Consider the following 17868-nt stretch of genomic DNA (forward strand, 5'->3'; position numbering starts at 1 on the left):
TTAGCTGTCTTCCTCGTCTTCGTCCATAAGGTCGATACCGATCGCTCGCTTGATCTGGTCGCGCAGTCCGCCGCCACCAGTACCGCTACCGATAGTGACGACGACCGGCTCGACACTCGTCTCGACGTTCTGGCGAACGCCTCGCGAGAGATACTCGAGGTCTTCGTCGTGCATGACGACGATGCCGACGCCGTCGTCTTCCAAGACCTCGGTGACGGCGTCGTCTAACTCCGCTTCCTTCTCGTCGTCCGGCACGTTCTCGGAGCGGCGAACGCCCGCGAGTCGGAAGCCGGTCGTAAACTCGGGACTGCCAACGACTGCGATTTCCTGACTCATAGGATCACCAGCTCCTCTTCGATCTCGCTTTCGGAGAGTCCGACCTCGCGACCGCGTGCGATGGCGCGGATGTTCTCGACCTCGCGTTCTTTCGCGAGGATGTACGACAGCACGGCCGAGACCGAGACCGGATAAATGCTCGAGAGCGTGTCGGCGTACTGGAGCAACGCAGCGTCTAGTGCGTGCTCGAACTGGATAAGGCTGTCAGCCTCACGCAGCCGACGGAGTGCTCCCGAGAGTCGGTCGCCGTAGCGTTTGTTATCCGCGATGTGATCGACGAGATCGTCGTAATCGGTGACGAGCTGGCTGAGCTCTGACCCGTCGAACAACACGCCGCCCTCAATGTAGTAACTCGCCGGATCGAGGTCGGCACCGCTTCGAGCGAGTCGAAGGGCGTTCCGTGCGTTCCGGAAGTCGATTTCAGCCTGCAGGAACTCGACGTACTTCGCCTGTGGCCCTTCTCGAGGCCGGCCGAGATCGTCGAGCAAGTGCTCGTAAAACTCTCGGTCGAGGGCGTTCTCGAGCGGGACGAGCGTCCCGGTTTCGGCGAACGCCTCGAGTTCGGCCGAGAGTGGGTCGTAGTAGATCGTGTCTGCGAGAACTTCGATTGCATCCTCGATCTCGTCGACCTCGAGCAGTCGATCAATCGTTACGTCATCGAGTTCGCCGGCCATGATCAGGTCCGTCCTGATCTCCTCAGCTGGCGTGTCGGTGTAGATCCCGCGGATGATCGTCTTTAGATTCCAGACGTCGAATTTCCGCAGGTAACGACTGATCAGGTCGTAGATGCGACCCTCGGACCACTCGAGCAGTTCCTGGAAGTTCTTCGCGAGGTTTCGGTTCAACGCGTACTCGATCAGATCGACTCCCGAAAAGCGTGCCCCGAGCTCGTTGATCTCGCGTTCGTACTCCGACTCTTCCATGAACCGGGCGATACCGCTTGGCCCCATCCGGACCAGCTTCCGATAATCTTCGTCACTGAACAGCTTGGCTCGTCGTGACCGAACGCGAGCATTGACGTATTCCGTGTTCGAGGCACCTAGGCTCATTGCTCGAAGAGTCTGTTACTGATCTCCTGAAGGTTGTCTTCCCAGACGTCCTCGAGCACCGAGTCGAACGTGTTGTTGACTCGGACGCGAGACTGGTCACTCTCGACGACGACGCCGCCAAGGCAGTCGTACTCGCCGGCGTACTCGTAGCCGTCGTAGTCGGCAAGGATCGACTCGAGCAGCTCTTGGTCGTCCGCACGACCATAGACGCTGACGTCATCTCCCTCGTCGAACTCGACGCGTGCAGCCTCGAGAAGATCGCGAGTCAGTTCCTCGCGAGTCTCGCCCTCGAGGTCGACGAGTTCTGACTCGACTTGCTCGCGAACGTCACCGAGGACGTCCCGTCGGGCCTCCAGACGCTTTTGTTTCGCCTCCAGTTTGGCACTGGAGAGGCGCTGTTCGCGCAACTGCTCGACCTCGCGCTCGACCTCACGCTCGGCGTCGGCGAGAATCTCCTCGGCATCCTCCTCGGCGGCCGATTCGATCTCGGTAGCGCGAGACTCGGCGTCGTCGCGGATGTCCTCCGCACGCGCGTGGGCCTCTTCTCTGATGTCTTCGACGACTGTGTCCAAACTCATTGGTGAGAGAAAGGGGGTGGTGTCTAGACGAAGACAACGACCAGCGCCAGAATCACAATCGTCTCAGGAAGGACGGTCATGATCAGGCCTGGAACGAACAGATCGTCGTCCTCGGCGATTGCGCCGATTGCGGCTGCACCGATACCGCGCTCTGCATAGCCTGCTGCGATTGCAGCCAGACCGACGGCCAGAGCGGACGCAGCGTCACCCTCGAGGAAGGGTGCTTCGTTCACTTCACCATTGTTCAGTACGCCATTTACCATTTCCGCAAGTGCAAGTTCCATTGTTATTGATCCTCACTGTGGTTTCGATCGGTTCCGAACGGTTCGTAGTTCTTGCCACCGCCTTCATAAAACTTCCCAAAGAACTCGACGTACTCGAGCCTGATACCCTGTAATCCGGCACTTGTGATACCAAGTAGCAAGACTACAATGTGGCCAACGATCAGGACGAGAATACCGGCAACGAAGGCAGCTGGGCCCATGTGGAAGAGGCCTTCGAACATGACCTCTCCGTCAGCCGGTGTGTAGCCAGTCCATGGGGCGATGAAGGGGCGTGAGCCTTCTTCGGTCTGGACGGCACCGAAGGCGAGTAGGTTGACGACGAACGCCATCCCACCCTTGGCGAGCAATACGGCCGTGATCCGTGCATACGAGACGACGTGTGCGAACGGCATCACGAACTCTGCGAGTTCTGCAGGGTCACCGAGACCAAGCAGGATGAGGCCAGCGACGATCATCAACAGCGGAAGCGTAATATCGAGTCCGCCGATGAGAGCGATACCAGCCGGGATAGTGAACACGTCCATCAACGGGAAGCCGCTAAATCCGAGTGCGAACGGCTCGCCGTCGAAGGTCGTGTAGATCCATTCTGGCTTGGTGCCAGCGCCCTGTGCCGAGAACACCCAGATCCAGATACCGTTGAGCATCAGGAGCCACGAGCCACTGTGGGTAATCGCTCCCCAGAGGCCGTGACCGTGCAGGATGTTCTCTGCGAAGTCGATGATCCACCCCATATTCAGATGGAGCACACCGAGCAAGACGGCGATGATCAGCCATGCGTAGACGAAGTCAGATGTCGCTGGCGAGAGACCCTTGTCTCCCATCGGCGCGCCGCCCTCGCCAAAGAGCATGTAGCCGAGTTCGTGGAGGCCGAAGAACTCTCCGAACAGGATGCCGAAGAAGATCGTGAACGCTCCACACCACATCGCAACGCCGCCAAGACTCGAGATTCCAGGGCTTTCGAAGCTCTGGAACATGTAGAATCCGACCAGTACGTACAGCAGTCCGTACCCGACGTCACTGATCATGAAGCCGAAGAACAGTGGGAACGTCAGGAACAGGAAAATCGTCGGATCGAGTTCGGTGTATTTGGGTCGATTGACCGCGTTGACCAGCGCCTCAAAGGACTTTGCACCCTTCGGGTTGTTCTGGATCGTCGGCGGTTCGTCGCCCATGGTGACCGCAGAGCCGCCATCGGTGACGGCCTTTTGCTGCTGGCTATCCTCTTCTGCATCGGGACCCTCGCCTTCGTCGTCGGCTTTTGCCTTCTGGGTCCCCTGTGCGATATCCTCGGTATGGGTCGAGCCGTGTCGGTCGTAGCTCGCCCGCTCGAGTTCTTCGATTTCGACACTCTCGCCGACGGCCTCACGCAGCGCCGAAGCGAGCTTTTCGTACTCCTCGCTCGGGAGCCAGCCTTCGGCGATGAACGCCCGATTCGTCGTTGCAAACTGCAGGGGCGCATCCGTGATCTGGGCCTCGACCGAGAGGTCCTCTTCGACACGAAGCAAGAACGGTCCTGCCTCCTGTTTCAGTCGCTCGAGTTCCCCGTCGATCTCGTCGATTCGGGTCTCGAGGTCGCGCTTTTGATCCTCGAGTTCGCCGACGTAGGCCCGCGGGCCGCGGTCGGTCTCGGGAATCTCGTGGCGCTGGAATTCAACGCCGACGAGTGCGTCGTCGATGATACCCTCGCCAGCGCCTTCGGCAGGCGCAGCGACGATGGCGACGACGTCGCCGCCAGTGAACGTCTCGAACGCACGGACGTTCTCGTCTGCGGCGAGTGCCGTTTCGACGGCGTTCGTCGACCCCTCGCCGACGAGGACATCGACCGACTCATACCCCGAAAGCAAGTCGAGTTCGATCCCCAGTTCCGCAAAGGGGGCGACGCGGTCGATGCGCTCGTCGACCTGACGCAGGTCCTCGCGGACATCGCTGCGCTGATCGTCGAGGTCGTTGATCTGCGTTCGAATGTCCTCAAGTCGCTGTTCCCAGTCGTCTCCGAGCGGACCTGACTGTGGAGTGACGTCGCCTTCTGAGAGACCGAGCGTGCTTTCGAGTGCACGAACGGTCACCAGTTTTTCGGAGACGTCGTCTGCTCCTTCGATCGGGTTGCCGTTGTCGAATCCGTCCCAGGTGCCATCGTAATCGGAGAGATGGACCAAGTTCAGGTCGTGGATCGCCTCGATGACCGTCGGCATAACTGCCTTGGAACCGGTCACCGAGACCTTGCTCATCTGCTCAGGTCTGAGCATGGACGTCCTCCTGGAACAGGTCGACGACGTGGTCTGTCACCTCGTCGATTCGGTCCTGCGCCTGCGACGCAAGGGCCTCCCGTTCGCCTTCGCCCTCTTCGAGGACCGCTTCGCACTCCTGGTCGATTTCATCGCGCGCCTCCTCGAGGCGGCGCTGTTTGCGTTCCTGTGCCTCTTGGTGCGCTTCCGAACGAATCTCCTCGGCTCGTTTCCGGGCCTCGGCTATTCGCTCGTCGCGCTCCTGTTCCGCCGTTGCGACGATTTCATCGGCTTCATCCTCCGCCGACTGTATTCGTTCGAGAACCTCTGGCCTCGGCATACTCTAAGCAACCGAACGTTTGATAGAGCGCGTATATGGTAGTTGCGAAACCCACCCGACTCCCAGACAGGCGTCGACACAGTAGCACGTGATTACCACCGCCATACAACCAACCAGCTCGTGCCAGCGCCGGAACAGCAGACATATCCCGCTCGCATCGAAACACCAACCAATGGGAATCCTCGAGAACAAAGCCCGGGCTCGGCTGTTCTACAAGTACCTCTCGAAGGTTTACGACCAGGTCAATCCCTTCATCTGGAACGAGCAGATGCGCAGCGAAGCGCTCTCGCTGCTCGAGATTGAAGAGGATATGACCGTCTTGGATGTCGGCTGTGGCACCGGCTTCGCAACCGAAGGCCTCCTCGAGCACGTCGACGAAGTGTACGCGCTCGACCAGAGCGAACACCAACTCGAGCAGGCCTACGCGAAATTTGGCAAGCGCGCGCCGCCGGTCCACTTCCACCGCGGCGATGCCGAACGCCTTCCGTTCGCCACGGATACGTTCGATATCGTCTGGTCCTCGGGATCGATCGAGTACTGGCCAAATCCAATCCTCGCACTGCGAGAGTTCCGCCGCGTGCTCAAACCCGGTGGGCAGGTACTGGTCGTCGGCCCGAACTACCCCGACAACGTCATCGCACAACACCTCGCGGACTCAATCATGCTCTTTTACGACGAGTACGAAGCAGACGCGATGTTCAAACGCGCTGGCTTCGACGACGTCAAGCACCTGTTCCAGGGACCATCCTACGAACCTGAGGTCGCAATTACAACAATCGGGCGCGCACCCGAATAGCGCTACTCGAGTCACTTTCTTCAGGTTGCCTCCGTCTCGAGCGTCGCGATTACCGTCTCATCGACAACGAGCCGAACAGTGACTACATCGCCTGACTCGAGTGTCGGACTGTTCGTACTCGCAATCGTCAGTTCGGCGCGCTCGCCCGCGTGCCAGTTCGGATCTGCCTGTTCGTTGAACGGCCCATCCGGAAACCCGTAGTAGCCCTCCTTTCCAGCGGATGGAACTGACGGCTGCGACGAAAGCGGCGTATCGTTGATCGTCACAGTCACCGAAAGCTCCCGCACATCGATCGAATCGCCCGCAGTGTGTTCGATCACCAGTGTGCTAGTGTCTCCATCAGCGCTGAGGTCGAACGCGGCAGTCGTCGGCTCCGAGACGGACCACGTCGAGAACCCGACCGCGACCACGGCAACGAGACAGACCGTAATCGCGAGCAGTGCAATCGTCCCGATAACCGGGCTCACGCCGCGATGGTTTGCAGACCATCTCAGTGAGTGGCGTACTCGAGGTGAACCATCGGTGTCCGTCACACCCCGGTCTGGGTTCGCTTTTGTTTATAAATTACAGCCCTACTACCGAGAAATAGGAGTTTCCATGGGGTTGCAATGCGTTCTGTTCGAACTCAAGCTTGGACACGAACACGAGAGTCACCACCAGAACGTAAACAACTGCTATTCGTCCGAGCCGTTCGAAACAGTGGTATTCGTACTTCTCGTCGACGTTTCGATCGACAGTTCGTACTCATCAGTCGAGGGCACGTACCAGAGCGTTCCATCGTCGGCGTCACCCTCACCGACTTCGACGCCGTTGACCGAGACTGTTGCCGCCTGTGGCTCACCGCTCGAGGACTCACGGACTGTGATTTCGCTTGGGCCGTTAAGCGGTGTCTCGTTGAGCGTCATCTCGAGGCCGCCGGAGGTCCACTCGTACTGCTCGGTGACGGGAAGTTCCGAGAGCGTGAGTTCCTGATACTCGTGGTAGACATCACCCGTTCCGCCATCAAAGAAGACCTCGATGTTGTTGTTATTGATATCGTATTCGACTGAGTATAATTGCGCAAGTGTATACGATTGTGATCCCCTGCTGCCACCGGCATTTTCAGCCGCCCATGGATAGTGCTCGCTTGCGATGTCGAACAACGATTCTCCCTGGAGGTCATCTGAGGAGTCGACATCACGGTTATCAAACCGTTTTGTCTCTATGAGCACGTCGTCTCCATCAATCATCAGCAGACTGTATCCGTTTTCAGCAGTCCGAACCTGGACCTGACTTGGCTCGGAACCGGTCGCACCATCGCTTGCACCATCCATATTCTCTCGAAGTTGAGACTGATGTAGTTCTGGGATGACCGTATTCGCTCGATCCTGTTGATTCGTAATCGTATAGCCAGATACCTGATCGGCTCGTTCTGCTAACTCGTCGTAGCCGTCAATGATCGCCTCTGCTTCGTGGGTATTTCGGAACAATGTCTCGATCAGTTCAGTATTCGAGCGGTCACCGTCTGCGTGTTCGCGAACGGCATCTCGTTCCCGTTGCTCGAGTTCCTCGACGCGCTCTTCGAGCCTATCTTGGGCGTGTTCGATCATGTCCTCTCGAGCATCGTCATCTGCTTGCTCGAATTCGCGGTCAACGAGGAGGTACTGATCCGCATCGGACCGAAGTTGCGTGTCTGTCTGGGCTAACTCCATTCCGATTCCGGAGCGGTACTCGACGTGTTCGTTCCGAATTGGTTCCGGCAACTCGAGACGGTTCGTCGTATTCTCAGCAGTCGTTGGCGATGACGTTGGTTGCTCCTGTGCAGAAAGCGTCGACGTGGAGGGGTTCTGCTGGAGGGCAGTCGCCTGTTGGTTCTCACCCTGCTCGCCATGGAAACCGGTTGAATCGGCCGCAACGAGGGTGAATGCGGGCAGCGAGCAGATGAGAAGCAACGCGAGGAACACGGGGGCCGCGCTGTTCATCGGACCACAGTATGGGCTCCTGATATAAAAGCGGGTCGCACACGTTTTTCGAGCAGATTCACGTCAATTCGGGCGCCAACAGCGTTTGCTCGCGTCTCGAGAGCGTTTATACCCGCCGATAACATTTTATTTTCCGATGGAAAGTGTTTTTTCCCCCGGGAAACCACGCGTTTATACGCATGCGGTTATCCACCGCGATTACACTCGCCCTGACGGCCCTCCTCGCTACCTCCATGATTGGGGCGGTGGCTGCGTCACCGGCGGCGTCGCCAACGGATCCGGCCAGCGCTGGATCGATCTCCACGCCGGCGGCCGACCAGCCAGCATTGACCTCGTATGAGGCTTCACAGCCGGCGGTATCTTCGACAACCGCGACAACACCAGCCGCGACGCAGCCCACAGTTCAGGAGACTGCAACCCCGTTCGAACCCGCTGACCGCGAGCAGGTTATACGCATCAACGTCAGCGACAGTGGCAACGCCGAGTGGACAGTCGAAACTCGATACAACCTGAGCGACGACGACGTCGAGGACTTTACCGAGTGGAGCAACGCCGTTGCCGCCGGTGAACGTGAGGTGAGTTACGACTCTGATGTCCAACTCTTCCGCTCGTTCGCCGCCGATGCCGAGCAAGCAACAGACCGCTCGATGACGATCGAAAGTCCGCATTGGAACGAGCCACAGATAGAGTCACCGGCAGATGACGATACCGACGCAGACGACCACCAAATCGGTGTCATCTCCTACTCCTTTACCTGGACGAACTTCGCCCAGGCCGATACCGACCGAATCCACGTCGGCGATACCTTCCACGAACCCGACGAACCGATGTTCGAGCGACTGCTCGAGGGCCAACACCTTGTTATCGACTATCCCGACACCTACGCCCTCGAAACGCCAACCCAACTCGAGTGGGACGGCCCACACGAGTTCGATGACGATGAACTCGCAATTGTCTTCGTTCGTGGTCCCGGTGGTGGGCTGGGTCAGACGATCCTTGCGATTGCCTTCTCAGGGTGGGGAATTGGGGCGGGACTGCTTGCACTAGCCGCCGTCGCAGTGGGCTACGTCGTTATGACGCGGCGCGATGAGGACCTAGCCAACGGCGACACGGCGCCAGTCTCACAGTTCATGGGCCCGGTCGTTGCAGCACTCCCTTCGACACTGAGGCGGCGACTTGGGACTGGTAGCGCTACCGACGAGACTGAGCCGCCTCGAGACGTACACCGACCGCCAGACGAGCCTGCACCGGCACCGACAGGTGAGAGCGACGACGGAACACAAATCGCCTTTGAGGAAGAGGAGGAAATCGATCCTGAACTCCTGAGCGACGAAGAGCGTGTTCATCGGATGCTCAAACGCAATGGTGGACGCATGAAACAGGCGACAATCGTCAACGAAACCGGCTGGTCGAACGCCAAAGTCTCACAACTGCTCTCCCAGATGGACGACGACGGTAAAATCGAGAAGCTCCGTATCGGGCGCGAAAACCTCATCACGCTTCCCGAAGTTGATCCGACGGAAGTCGAGTAGTTGCTTCTTGCGACCGGTTTCCTATTGCGGTCGCTCTGCTCATCTTTGTCTAAAACTTCGATCAAAAAGTGCCGCTCACTCACGTCGTTCGTTCGCGGTACTCACGCCAGCGGCGTCCGCTCGACAACCTGTCCGTCGTAACTCGGATACTGTTCAACAATTTCGCCATCCTCGAGATCACCCTCCTCGATCATCTCTTCTAAGAGCCACCAGGCGATTTCGACGTGATTCGTTTTGACGGTGTAGAATTCCTCGGGGACGCCAAGCGCTTCGAAGCGCTCGGGGTCGGCGCGGGTCTTGCCGTAGACGAGCGTGCCGTCGTCGGTCACGTCATCGAATTCGCGGCGGATGTTGCGCGCCATGCGCTTGAGGCGACGGCGGTGCTGGGCGGCGTCTTTGAACACGGAGGTACAGAAGTAGACGCGTTCGTGATCCCCCATGACCTCGAGAATCTCCTCGCGGGAGCCCTCGACGGCGCTCATGTGGTTTTCCTTGAGTTCGTAGCCCTGCTCTTGCATCCGTCGGTAGTTCCCGTCGGACATCTCGAACTCGTTGATGTTACAGAAGTCGGCTGCGCCCTCATCTAAGAACTCGAGGAATTCCTCTTCGGCGCGGATACCCGGAATTTCGAACGCGGGCGTGAGGCCCTCCTCGCGAGCGATGTACAGAATCTCCTCCCACTCGGTGCCGTGGAGGTCGCCCCACTGCTCGTAGGGCGGGTGGAACCGAATCTCGTCGAGGCCGGCCTCGGCAAGTTTCCGCATGTTCTCGCGCCCGCCCGGAATCCCCGTATAGAGGTGGGTGTGGTGGTCCTCGCCGAACTCGTCTTTCAGAAGCTCGAGGTAGTGACAGGTTCGCTCGAGGGCCTCCTGGGGTTCGCCGCCGGTGATTGAGGTGCCCAGTGCGTCCATCCGGTGGGCCTCCTCGAGGACGTCCTCGTCGTCTTCGACGAGTCGTTCGTTCGCGTAGACGTCGGTGACGTTCTTGCGGTTCTCGCCAAGCGGGCAGTAAAAGCAGTCGCGCTGGTCACAGTAGCCGTATACGAACATGACCATCTTGCCGCCTTTCGCGCACTGCTCGCAGCCCTCGGAAATCATCTACTCGTATCGAACGGTTCCAGCGGAATAAGCGAACCGGGTTCGAAACGGTGTGTGAGTGGGTGTCCTGCGGCGTGTCGTGTGTGCATCTGTTCGTCATACCCACCGCACGTTGCTGTCGTTGCGCTCGTGATGATAACAAAACATATACTGACTCATTACAATTCGTATTGGTAACGGTACTTGGAATGGAGAAACGACTGAAACGACGACACCTCCTCGTCGGACTCGGTGCAAGCAGCCTCGTAGCAACCAGCGGCTGTACCGACCGCCTCGAGTTGGGTAACGACGATGATGAACTTCGCTGTCGAGGGGAGTATCGGTATCTCAGGCCAGAACTCGAGGACAGAGCGATCGTCTACGACGAACAAATGCCCGGCGTATCGCTCGAGGTCCCCGCGGAAGTAGAGGAGCTAACAGAATTCACTGTTACCCTCACGAACTCCAGTGACCGAGAGTTCGAGATTTACGACGATGATCGGCTCGCCGTTCAGGCGCTCGGCGACGATGGAGCGTGGCACACGATTTTCGGCGTCGAGAAGGATTACGAGTGGTCCGAGCAGACAACGGCGCTCTCGCCCGGCGACGATCGATCGTGGACGCTCAACGCAGCGATCAACGACAGCGGTCTCGAGCGGTACTCCTTCTGCTCGACCCCGACTCCTGACCAGTATCGACTGCTTTTCTGGGGATTCCCAAATGACCCCTCGGGAGTTTCGCTGGTGGTCGCGCAGGATTTCGAAATCATCGAGCAGCAAGACAACGAGCACTGATAGCGAGCGCCCGTCTCTATAGCACGCACAGGACGAAGCAGCACCTGGCCACGAACCGACTCGTTTCGAGGCGTGTGAATGACATCCCAGAAAACGGAAGTACCACGCCCGCGAACTCGAGGACGATGCTGTTGGTCCTCTGTGTCGACCTCGATGACGACCTCGGTCGCAAGACCGGCTTTTCGACGCCGGTAATCGGCCGGGAACCCGTCGAAGAGGCCGCTGTTGCCCTCGCGACCGCAGATCCCGAAGACTCCGACGTAAACGTCATCTTCCAGGGGCTGCACGTCTACGACGATCTGGACAGCCGCGACGAGAGCGTCGAAGTTGCGGTCGTGACGGGCAACGAAGACGGCGACGTAGCGGCCAACCGCGAGGTCGGCGACGAAGTGGATACGGTCCTCGCGAGCCTCTCGACTGCCGAGGACGTGACCGCGCTCATCATTACCGACGGTGCTCAGGACGAATCCGTCATCCCCGTTATCCGCTCGCGGGTCCCCATCGACGGCGTCCGCCGCGTGGTCGTCCGCCAGGCCCAGAATCTCGAGTCGATGTACTACACGATCAAGCAGGTGCTGGACGACCCCGAGACGCGGGGTACCGTCCTGATCCCACTCGGAATCCTCCTGCTGATCTACCCCCTCGCGCTCATCGGCAGCGCCCTCGAGATGCCGGGCTTCGTACTTGGAACCACCTCGGCGTTGCTTGGCCTGTACCTCATCTCGAGGGGACTCGGACTCGGCGACCGACTCGATATGGCAGTCGAGAGCGCGCGCCGCTCGCTGTATGCTGGGCGGACAACGCTCCTTGCCTACGTCGTCGCCGCGGCGCTGTTCGTTCTGGGCGGCGTCAGCGGGATGAACGAACTCGAGGGTGTTCAGGACGCGACGACTGGCGAGGTCGGCGCGCCGGTCATGGTCGCCGCGCTCGTCTACGGGTCGATTCAGTGGCTCGCTGCGGCAGGAATCACGACGAGTCTGGGCCAGATCACCGACGAGTACATCGCCGGCAATCTCAAGTGGCGCTACCTGAACGCGCCGTTTTACGTCGTCGCAATCGCCATCGTCCTCCACGCTGTCAGTGCCTTCTTCCTCGATAGAGTGGAAATTGGCTACCTCGCAACGGCGCTGACGGTCGGCACACTACTTGGCATCGTCAGCACGCTCGCCTTTGCCGTCGTCGAATCCCGACTCGAGGATACTGACGGCTCCGACGAGGAGGGTGACACCGACAGTCGTCGACACCCGGATCGAGTCTAGTGCGAGCCTCAATCACATGTTTCGCCAGCCCGCGAGCAGTGTCGGCAGTTGTAGGTAGGACGAGAGAAACCGACGGTTCGCCAGTACAGTTATCGTTCTCGTTCGACGACGAACTCAGCTAACTCGAGTAGGTAGCCCTCTGCTTTGGGATCGGCGACATCGACGCGGTCGAGTGCGTCGAGTGCGCGGTCGGCTTCTGCGCGGGCACGCGCGTTGGCTTCCTCGGGTGTGAGATCCGTGACCTGGACGACCGAGGGGCGCTCTAAAGCGGCGTCGTGACCGGTTGGCTTCCCGAGGTCGTCCGCGTCGGCGACGGCGTCAAGAACGTCGTCGCGAATCTGGAAGGCGATGCCGACGCGTTCGGCGTACTCGCCGAGTGCTTCGACGGTGAACGGATCGGAGTCGGCCGCAATCGCGCCGAGTTCGGCAGCAGCGCGAAAGAGTGCGCCGGTTTTGCGCCGCGCGAGGGTCATGTACTCCTCTTCGTTACTCGGCTGTGCTGAGAGTTCGGTCGCTTCGCCGATGCCGAGTTCGACCATCGCTTCGGCGACGGTGCGAGTCGCCTGTGGGTTCGTCGAAAAGAGGCCAAACGCCTCACCGAGGAGTCCGTCGCTCGTGATGATCGCCGGCCCGTAGCCGAATTCGGCCCAGGCGCTTGCGGTGCCGCGACGCAGTTCGGATCGGTCGATAATATCGTCAATAACGAGCGAGGCGTTGTGGACGAGTTCGATGCCAACCCCGAAATCGACAGCCTCTTCTGCGGTTCCACCGACCGTCTCACAGGCTAACACCGTGACCATCGGTCGGACGCGTTTGCCACCGGAGAGGGCGACGTGCCGAACTTCCTCGTTGAGCGTCTCCGGGTCGACCCCATCGACGACGTCGACGAGACGCTCTTCAATTAGCGCCCGGCGGCGCTCCAGAAGTTCCATTGACGGGCTTTAGGAGCAGGTCAAAAAGTAGGTGACGGTTTTCCGGTGTCTGTGACGCACTCACGCACCAACGCACGCCGTGGTGCGAAAGAGTGCGGTGGCGCTTACTCCTCGTCGTCGAACTGGAACGAATCTGCGAGCGGGTCGCTTCCGTCATCGCTCGCAGCATCCGTGTTCGTCTCGTCTTCGCCGTCGTTGACGTGGTCCTCCCAGCCGTCACCGTGTTCGCCCTCGTCGCTTGCCGACGTCTCGTCGTCCGCACCGCCTTCAGGTGTCGTCGCTAGTGGGTCCGTCGTCGCTTCCGTATCCGAATCAGACTCGTCGCCCTCGGCCACATCGTCCTCACCGAACGAGACGACTTCGTCGTCGTCGAACGAGACGGCGGCCTCCTCAGACGCGATGTCTGACGCCTCGAGCGAGTCGGAAGTGTCTGCATCGGTGTCGAAGTGATCGAGCGTTGCAGAGAGTTGCGTTGCCTGTTGGGCAAGGTTCCCGGCACTGCGCGAGACTTCTGTCAGTGCCGTCGTCTGCTCTTCGGCCGCTGCAGCGACGGTCTCGCTTTCGGTGCTTGTCTGCTCGGCAATCGTCGCAACTTCGTCGACCATCGCGACAACTTCCTGTGTCGAGGCCGCCTGCTCGTCGCTCGCACTCGAGATTTCCTGCATCCCGGTGTTCGTTTCGACAGCGTAATCTGCAATCTCGTCAAGTGCGTTCGCCGCACGCTCGACGGAATCAGTGTGCTCGGAGACGTGGTCGCTCGTCTGTTGGACCTCTGCGGCTGCGCGTTCGGTCTGGGACTTAATCTCCTCGAGGCGGTTCTCGATGTCTCGAGCGGCCTCGCGGGTTTCTGCGGAGAGCTCTTTGACCTCGCCTGCAACGGCGGAGAAGCCTTCGTTCGAGCTTTCCGAGCGGGATGCTTCGATGTTTGCGTTCAGCGCCAGCATGTTCGTCTGCTCGGCGATTTCCGTAATGAACTCGAGGAGGTCGTCGATCTGCTCCATCTCCGTCTCGAGTTTCTCGATTTCGGCGACGGCTGCGTCGGATTCGGTTTCGATCTCCTGCATGCCCTCGATGGCATCCTGTGCAGCTTCACGCCCGCGTTCGCCGGTTTCTGCCGTGCGTGCTGCAAGGTCGGCAACCTGGTTTGAAGAGGCTGCGATCTGTTCGATCGTCGTCGACAGCCCGCTCATCTCCTGATTGATCGACTGCAGACTGTCGTTCTGTCGATCAGCACCTTCGGAGATCTCTTGTGTGGATTCAGCAACCTGCGTCGACGCCGACTGGACCTCCTCGCTCGAGGCAGTCACTTCCTCCGAGGCCGTCGCGACTTCCGTTGCGAACGTCTTGATCGTCGCCGTCGTCGTCTCGAGTTCGGCGATCATCTCGTTGAACTCGGTCGCGATATCGGTCATCGCCTCGTTCTCGCTGTCGGCGTTCATCCGCGCGGTGAGATCGCCGTCGGCCGTCGCCTGCATCACCTCGCTGTATTCGTCGGCTTTCATCTCGAGGTGGTCGTTGAGACGTTCGGCTTCCGCACGAGCGGTCTCTGCCTCGTCGCGCGCCTGCGTCGTTTCCTCAATTTGGGTCTTCAGCGAGTCACGCATACTGCCGAACCCGGAGTATAGGCGGCCGATACTGTCGATCCGCTTGGACTCGAGGTCGACCTCGAGATCACCCTCTTCCATCTTGGAGGCCTTTCGGGTCAGGCGATCGATCGAGCGGGACGTGTTCCAACCGAAGACTGCACCGACGAGTCCGATCAGCATGACAGCGCCGATCGTTGCGATCAGGCCGTACTGCTGGACGTCGTCGACGAAGCCGTAGGCGATGTCAGTTGGCGTATGGATGAGTGCGACCCAATCGGAGCTCCCGATAGTCGCGTAGCCAACAACGTACTCCTGTGAGCCAAAGAAGTCTTCATCCATGAACGAACTCCCCGGTCCGGCTTCCATTGCCCCAAGTGAGCCGGTCTCCTCGTCGCGTGCATCGACCAGCGGTGTGTCATCGCCCCCATCAGTATACAGTTCGAACATCGGGTTCGTTGTAGATGCATGTGCATCGTCACCTGGGTCACTGAACGCAATTCGATCGTTTCCGTCAACGACCATTGCATAGCGGTCATCACCCGTCGTCACTGGATACTCATCCAGTGGAACCGTGTAGACGAGTACCTGCCCGGCCGGGATGTTGTGACTGGCAGTGATGTATGCAATCCGCTCTTCGTTCTCGTCAATGTCACCGCTCTCGTAGGCGTTGGTCACGTATGTGTTCGACTCGTTGTCGATTTCATCCACCCACTCGCCCTCGAGTCCTTCGTCGCCCTGTGGATCGACCTTGGTACTGGCGATTACGTGCCCATCCGTCTCGAGGAGATGGAGGTGTTCTTCGCCGACATCACCCTCGCCGCGGTCACCCATCGTTTCCTCAACGTAGTCTTGTGCCGCCGCCTGATCGTCAGCGTCTTGGACGTCGACCGCGCTACTTCGCGCGAACTCTTCGACCGTATATTCGTTGTTCTCGTGGAAATCATTGACCGATTCCGCTTGCTGTAGCGCAAGCGTCTCGTGATCGGTATAGACGTTCGACTGTACACCATCTTGTAGTTGTGCCGTCCCAACGAGTCCGATTGCCCCCACCGAGAGGCCGAGGATCAGCAATACAATCGCGAACTTCATCGCGTAGCTTCGACGGATGAAGTTCGGCACCACCTTACGCAGCAGTCCGTGCATGATCGATAAAGATTATTACCGATCAATAAATGTTGCTGATGGGAAATGTGCGAGCAGTAACTAATTCAGGTTGTAGGTAATATCGTGTATTCGCGGTGTGAAGAGGTATATACCAACGTTTCAACGGCTGCAACGAGGATCGAACGAATACTCACTCGAGTGATTAGTTACTGAAACGCTTCGGTCAGTGCTGGAACGACGTCGAACAGATCGTCGGTGATCGCGTAGTCCGCGATGTCCATGATCGGCGCATTAGGATCAGTGTTAATCGCGACGATCGTATCCGAGCCCTTCATGCCGGCAACGTGTTGAACGGCACCGGAAATGCCGATTGCAATGTAGACGTCGGGCGTAACGACCTTCCCGGACTGGCCGACTTGGCGATTCTTCGGCAGCCAGCCGTTATCAACGATCGGGCGCGACGAAGACACTGTCGCGTCGAGCGCGTCTGCAAGCTCGTGGATAATCTCGAGATTCTCCTCTTCGTCGATTCCGCGGCCAACCGAGACGAGCACCTCGGCGTCGCTGATGTCGACATCGCCGCTGCCGACTTCCTCGAACCCGGTCACCGTCGACCGGATCGCGCCCTCGTCGATCTCAGGCTCGAACGATTCAATCGTCGCGTCGCTGGTTCCCTCGGCTTTGGGCCACTCTGCGCTGCGGATTGTCACGACGGCCGGACCCTCGAGCTCGGTCGTCGTCTCGACTTTCCCGCCGTACATTTCGCGGGTTGCTGTCAGTGTCTGCCCCTCGGTTGTGAGGGCAATCGTATCCGTGATGAGCGGCCGCTCGAGGTTGGCGCCGACGGCGGGCGCGTAGTCGAGGCCGTTGACGCTGTTGGGAATAAGGACGTATTGTGGGTCAAGTGCGTCGGCAAGTTGGGTGACCGTCTGTGTGTAGATGTCGTGGTTGAACTCCTCGCCGTCGGTAACAGTGTGAATCGCATCGACGCCCTCGCGGTTGAGTTTCTCGGCGAAGTCCTCAACGGTGCCGCTGATGACCGCAAGGTGAAGTTCGCCACCGGTTTCGTCGGCGAGTTGGCGGCCGGCGGTCACGAGTTCGTAGCTCACATCGCGCAGGTCGCCGCGGCGGTGTTCGGCGACCGCAAGAATGTCAGTCATTGTGCCACCCCCTTCTCGCGGAGGAGATCAGCAAGTTTCCCGGCCGTCTCCTCGGCGCCACCCTCCCAGATGGTCGCGTCGCTCTCGCTTTCCGGTTCGTACATCTCAGTAAGCGTGATCGCCGATCCGATTGCGCTTTCGTCGACACCGAGGTCGGCTAACTCGAGGACATCGAGTGGCTTGCGCTGGGCCTGGCGAATCCCGCGCAGGCTCGCATACCGTGGTTCGTTGATCCCCGTCTGGATCGTCAACACGGCTGGCAGTTCGATATCTGTCAGTTCCTCCACACCACCCTCGAGTTCGCGTCGGACCGAGGCGACACCGTCCTCGAAGTCGTGCTCGAGGTGGTTAACGACGGCCGCCCACTCGTACCCGACCGTCGCCGCGAGCGAGACGCCTGTCGCGCCGAAGGCGTCGTCACCGGCTTGCACACCGGTCAAGACGAGATCCGGGTCTTCGTCGTCGACGACAGCGCTGAGGAGTTCTGCCTTCGCGTCAACGCCGAGCAGATCGATATCCTCGAGTGCGTCGTCCCAGAGACGGACTGCGCGGTCGGCACCCTTCGCGAGTGCCTGCCGGATGGTCTGTTCGCACTCCTCGGGACCGATCGTCACCGTGACGACCTCGTCAGCGACGCCCGCTTCCTGCAACTGGACTGCCTCCTCGATCGCGTAATCGTCCCACTCGTTCAAGTCCGCACCGAGGTACTGCTCGGCGATGGCAGTCCCTTCGATTTCGAACTCGTCTTCGACGGTCGCGACCTCCGTCACCGGTACGAGAATTTTCATTGGTACTAACACCCACGTCCTTCCCGTAAACGTTTTCGGAACAATTTACAATCCGTTTCAGATTTATT

At 59.5% G+C, this 17868-nt stretch carries 17 protein-coding genes; 4 read left to right on the forward strand and 13 right to left on the reverse strand.

Annotated features, from left to right (window positions below):
* The 6 genes from G6M89_RS14545 to ahaH are packed head-to-tail and all read right to left on the reverse strand — an operon-like array spanning window position 1 to window position 4812.
* Complete coding sequence (locus G6M89_RS14545) at window positions 1–336, reverse strand: V-type ATP synthase subunit F (RefSeq protein WP_165162543.1); 336 nt, start codon at window positions 334–336, stop codon at window positions 1–3.
* Complete coding sequence (locus tag G6M89_RS14550) at window positions 333–1385, reverse strand: V-type ATP synthase subunit C (RefSeq protein ID WP_165162544.1); 1053 nt, start codon at window positions 1383–1385, stop codon at window positions 333–335. The genes G6M89_RS14545 and G6M89_RS14550 overlap by 4 nt, the downstream gene beginning before the upstream one ends.
* Window positions 1382–1963, reverse strand: a complete 582-nt coding sequence (locus G6M89_RS14555) for a V-type ATP synthase subunit E (protein ID WP_165162545.1) — start codon at window positions 1961–1963, stop codon at window positions 1382–1384. Before G6M89_RS14555 ends, G6M89_RS14550 begins: the two co-directional genes overlap by 4 nt.
* Before the next feature lie 23 nt (window positions 1964–1986).
* Complete coding sequence (locus G6M89_RS14560; protein ID WP_165162546.1) at window positions 1987–2247, reverse strand: hypothetical protein; 261 nt, start codon at window positions 2245–2247, stop codon at window positions 1987–1989.
* A gap of 2 nt (window positions 2248–2249) precedes the next feature.
* Window positions 2250–4493, reverse strand: coding sequence for a V-type ATP synthase subunit I (locus G6M89_RS14565; protein ID WP_165162547.1), 2244 nt, complete (start codon window positions 4491–4493; stop codon window positions 2250–2252).
* Window positions 4480–4812 (reverse strand): ATP synthase archaeal subunit H, encoded by a 333-nt coding sequence (gene ahaH, locus G6M89_RS14570; protein ID WP_165162548.1) that lies wholly within the window; start codon window positions 4810–4812, stop codon window positions 4480–4482. The genes G6M89_RS14565 and ahaH overlap by 14 nt, the downstream gene beginning before the upstream one ends.
* A gap of 172 nt (window positions 4813–4984) precedes the next feature.
* Between ahaH and G6M89_RS14575 the strand changes: the two genes are divergently transcribed.
* Window positions 4985–5608 carry a methyltransferase domain-containing protein gene (locus G6M89_RS14575; RefSeq protein ID WP_165162549.1) on the forward strand — a complete coding sequence of 208 codons (624 nt, stop codon included), beginning with the start codon at window positions 4985–4987 and terminating at the stop codon, window positions 5606–5608.
* 20 nt (window positions 5609–5628) lie between these two features.
* Here the strand turns inward: G6M89_RS14575 and G6M89_RS14580 are convergent, their stop codons facing one another.
* Window positions 5629–6075 (reverse strand): type IV pilin N-terminal domain-containing protein, encoded by a 447-nt coding sequence (locus tag G6M89_RS14580; protein ID WP_165162550.1) that lies wholly within the window; start codon window positions 6073–6075, stop codon window positions 5629–5631.
* Between the two features lie 207 nt (window positions 6076–6282).
* A complete protein-coding gene (locus G6M89_RS14585; RefSeq protein WP_165162551.1) occupies window positions 6283–7569 on the reverse strand; it encodes a hypothetical protein in 1287 nt (428 codons plus the stop codon).
* Between the two features lie 179 nt (window positions 7570–7748).
* On the opposite strand from G6M89_RS14585, the gene G6M89_RS14590 reads away from it, so the two are divergent.
* Window positions 7749–9101, forward strand: coding sequence for a hypothetical protein (locus tag G6M89_RS14590; protein ID WP_165162552.1), 1353 nt, complete (start codon window positions 7749–7751; stop codon window positions 9099–9101).
* 101 nt (window positions 9102–9202) lie between these two features.
* Here the strand turns inward: G6M89_RS14590 and G6M89_RS14595 are convergent, their stop codons facing one another.
* Complete coding sequence (locus tag G6M89_RS14595; RefSeq protein ID WP_165162553.1) at window positions 9203–10198, reverse strand: radical SAM protein; 996 nt, start codon at window positions 10196–10198, stop codon at window positions 9203–9205.
* 188 nt (window positions 10199–10386) lie between these two features.
* On the opposite strand from G6M89_RS14595, the gene G6M89_RS14600 reads away from it, so the two are divergent.
* Window positions 10387–10971 (forward strand): hypothetical protein, encoded by a 585-nt coding sequence (locus G6M89_RS14600; RefSeq protein ID WP_165162554.1) that lies wholly within the window; start codon window positions 10387–10389, stop codon window positions 10969–10971.
* A gap of 125 nt (window positions 10972–11096) precedes the next feature.
* On the forward strand, window positions 11097–12230 hold the full coding sequence (locus G6M89_RS14605; protein WP_165162731.1) for a DUF373 family protein: 1134 nt from the start codon (window positions 11097–11099) through the stop codon (window positions 12228–12230).
* 89 nt (window positions 12231–12319) lie between these two features.
* Here G6M89_RS14605 and G6M89_RS14610 read toward each other — a convergent pair whose 3' ends face one another.
* From G6M89_RS14610 to G6M89_RS14625, 4 genes are all read right to left on the reverse strand, one after another.
* Window positions 12320–13162: a polyprenyl synthetase family protein gene (locus tag G6M89_RS14610; RefSeq protein ID WP_165162555.1), complete on the reverse strand. Its 843-nt coding sequence runs from the start codon at window positions 13160–13162 to the stop codon at window positions 12320–12322.
* Window positions 13163–13266: 104 nt separating this feature from the next.
* Entirely contained in the window at window positions 13267–15891 is a 2625-nt protein-coding gene (locus G6M89_RS14615) for a methyl-accepting chemotaxis protein (RefSeq protein ID WP_165162556.1), read from the reverse strand.
* Between the two features lie 167 nt (window positions 15892–16058).
* Entirely contained in the window at window positions 16059–17012 is a 954-nt protein-coding gene (locus G6M89_RS14620; protein WP_165162557.1) for an electron transfer flavoprotein subunit alpha/FixB family protein, read from the reverse strand.
* The gene (locus tag G6M89_RS14625; RefSeq protein ID WP_165162558.1) at window positions 17009–17800 is read right to left on the reverse strand and encodes an electron transfer flavoprotein subunit beta/FixA family protein; all 792 of its coding nucleotides are present in this window, start codon (window positions 17798–17800) and stop codon (window positions 17009–17011) included. The genes G6M89_RS14620 and G6M89_RS14625 overlap by 4 nt, the downstream gene beginning before the upstream one ends.
* Window positions 17801–17868 lie beyond the last annotated feature (68 nt).

Origin of the sequence: Natronolimnobius sp. AArcel1, assembly GCF_011043775.1 — an archaeon.
Taxonomy (GTDB): domain Archaea; phylum Halobacteriota; class Halobacteria; order Halobacteriales; family Natrialbaceae; genus Natronolimnobius.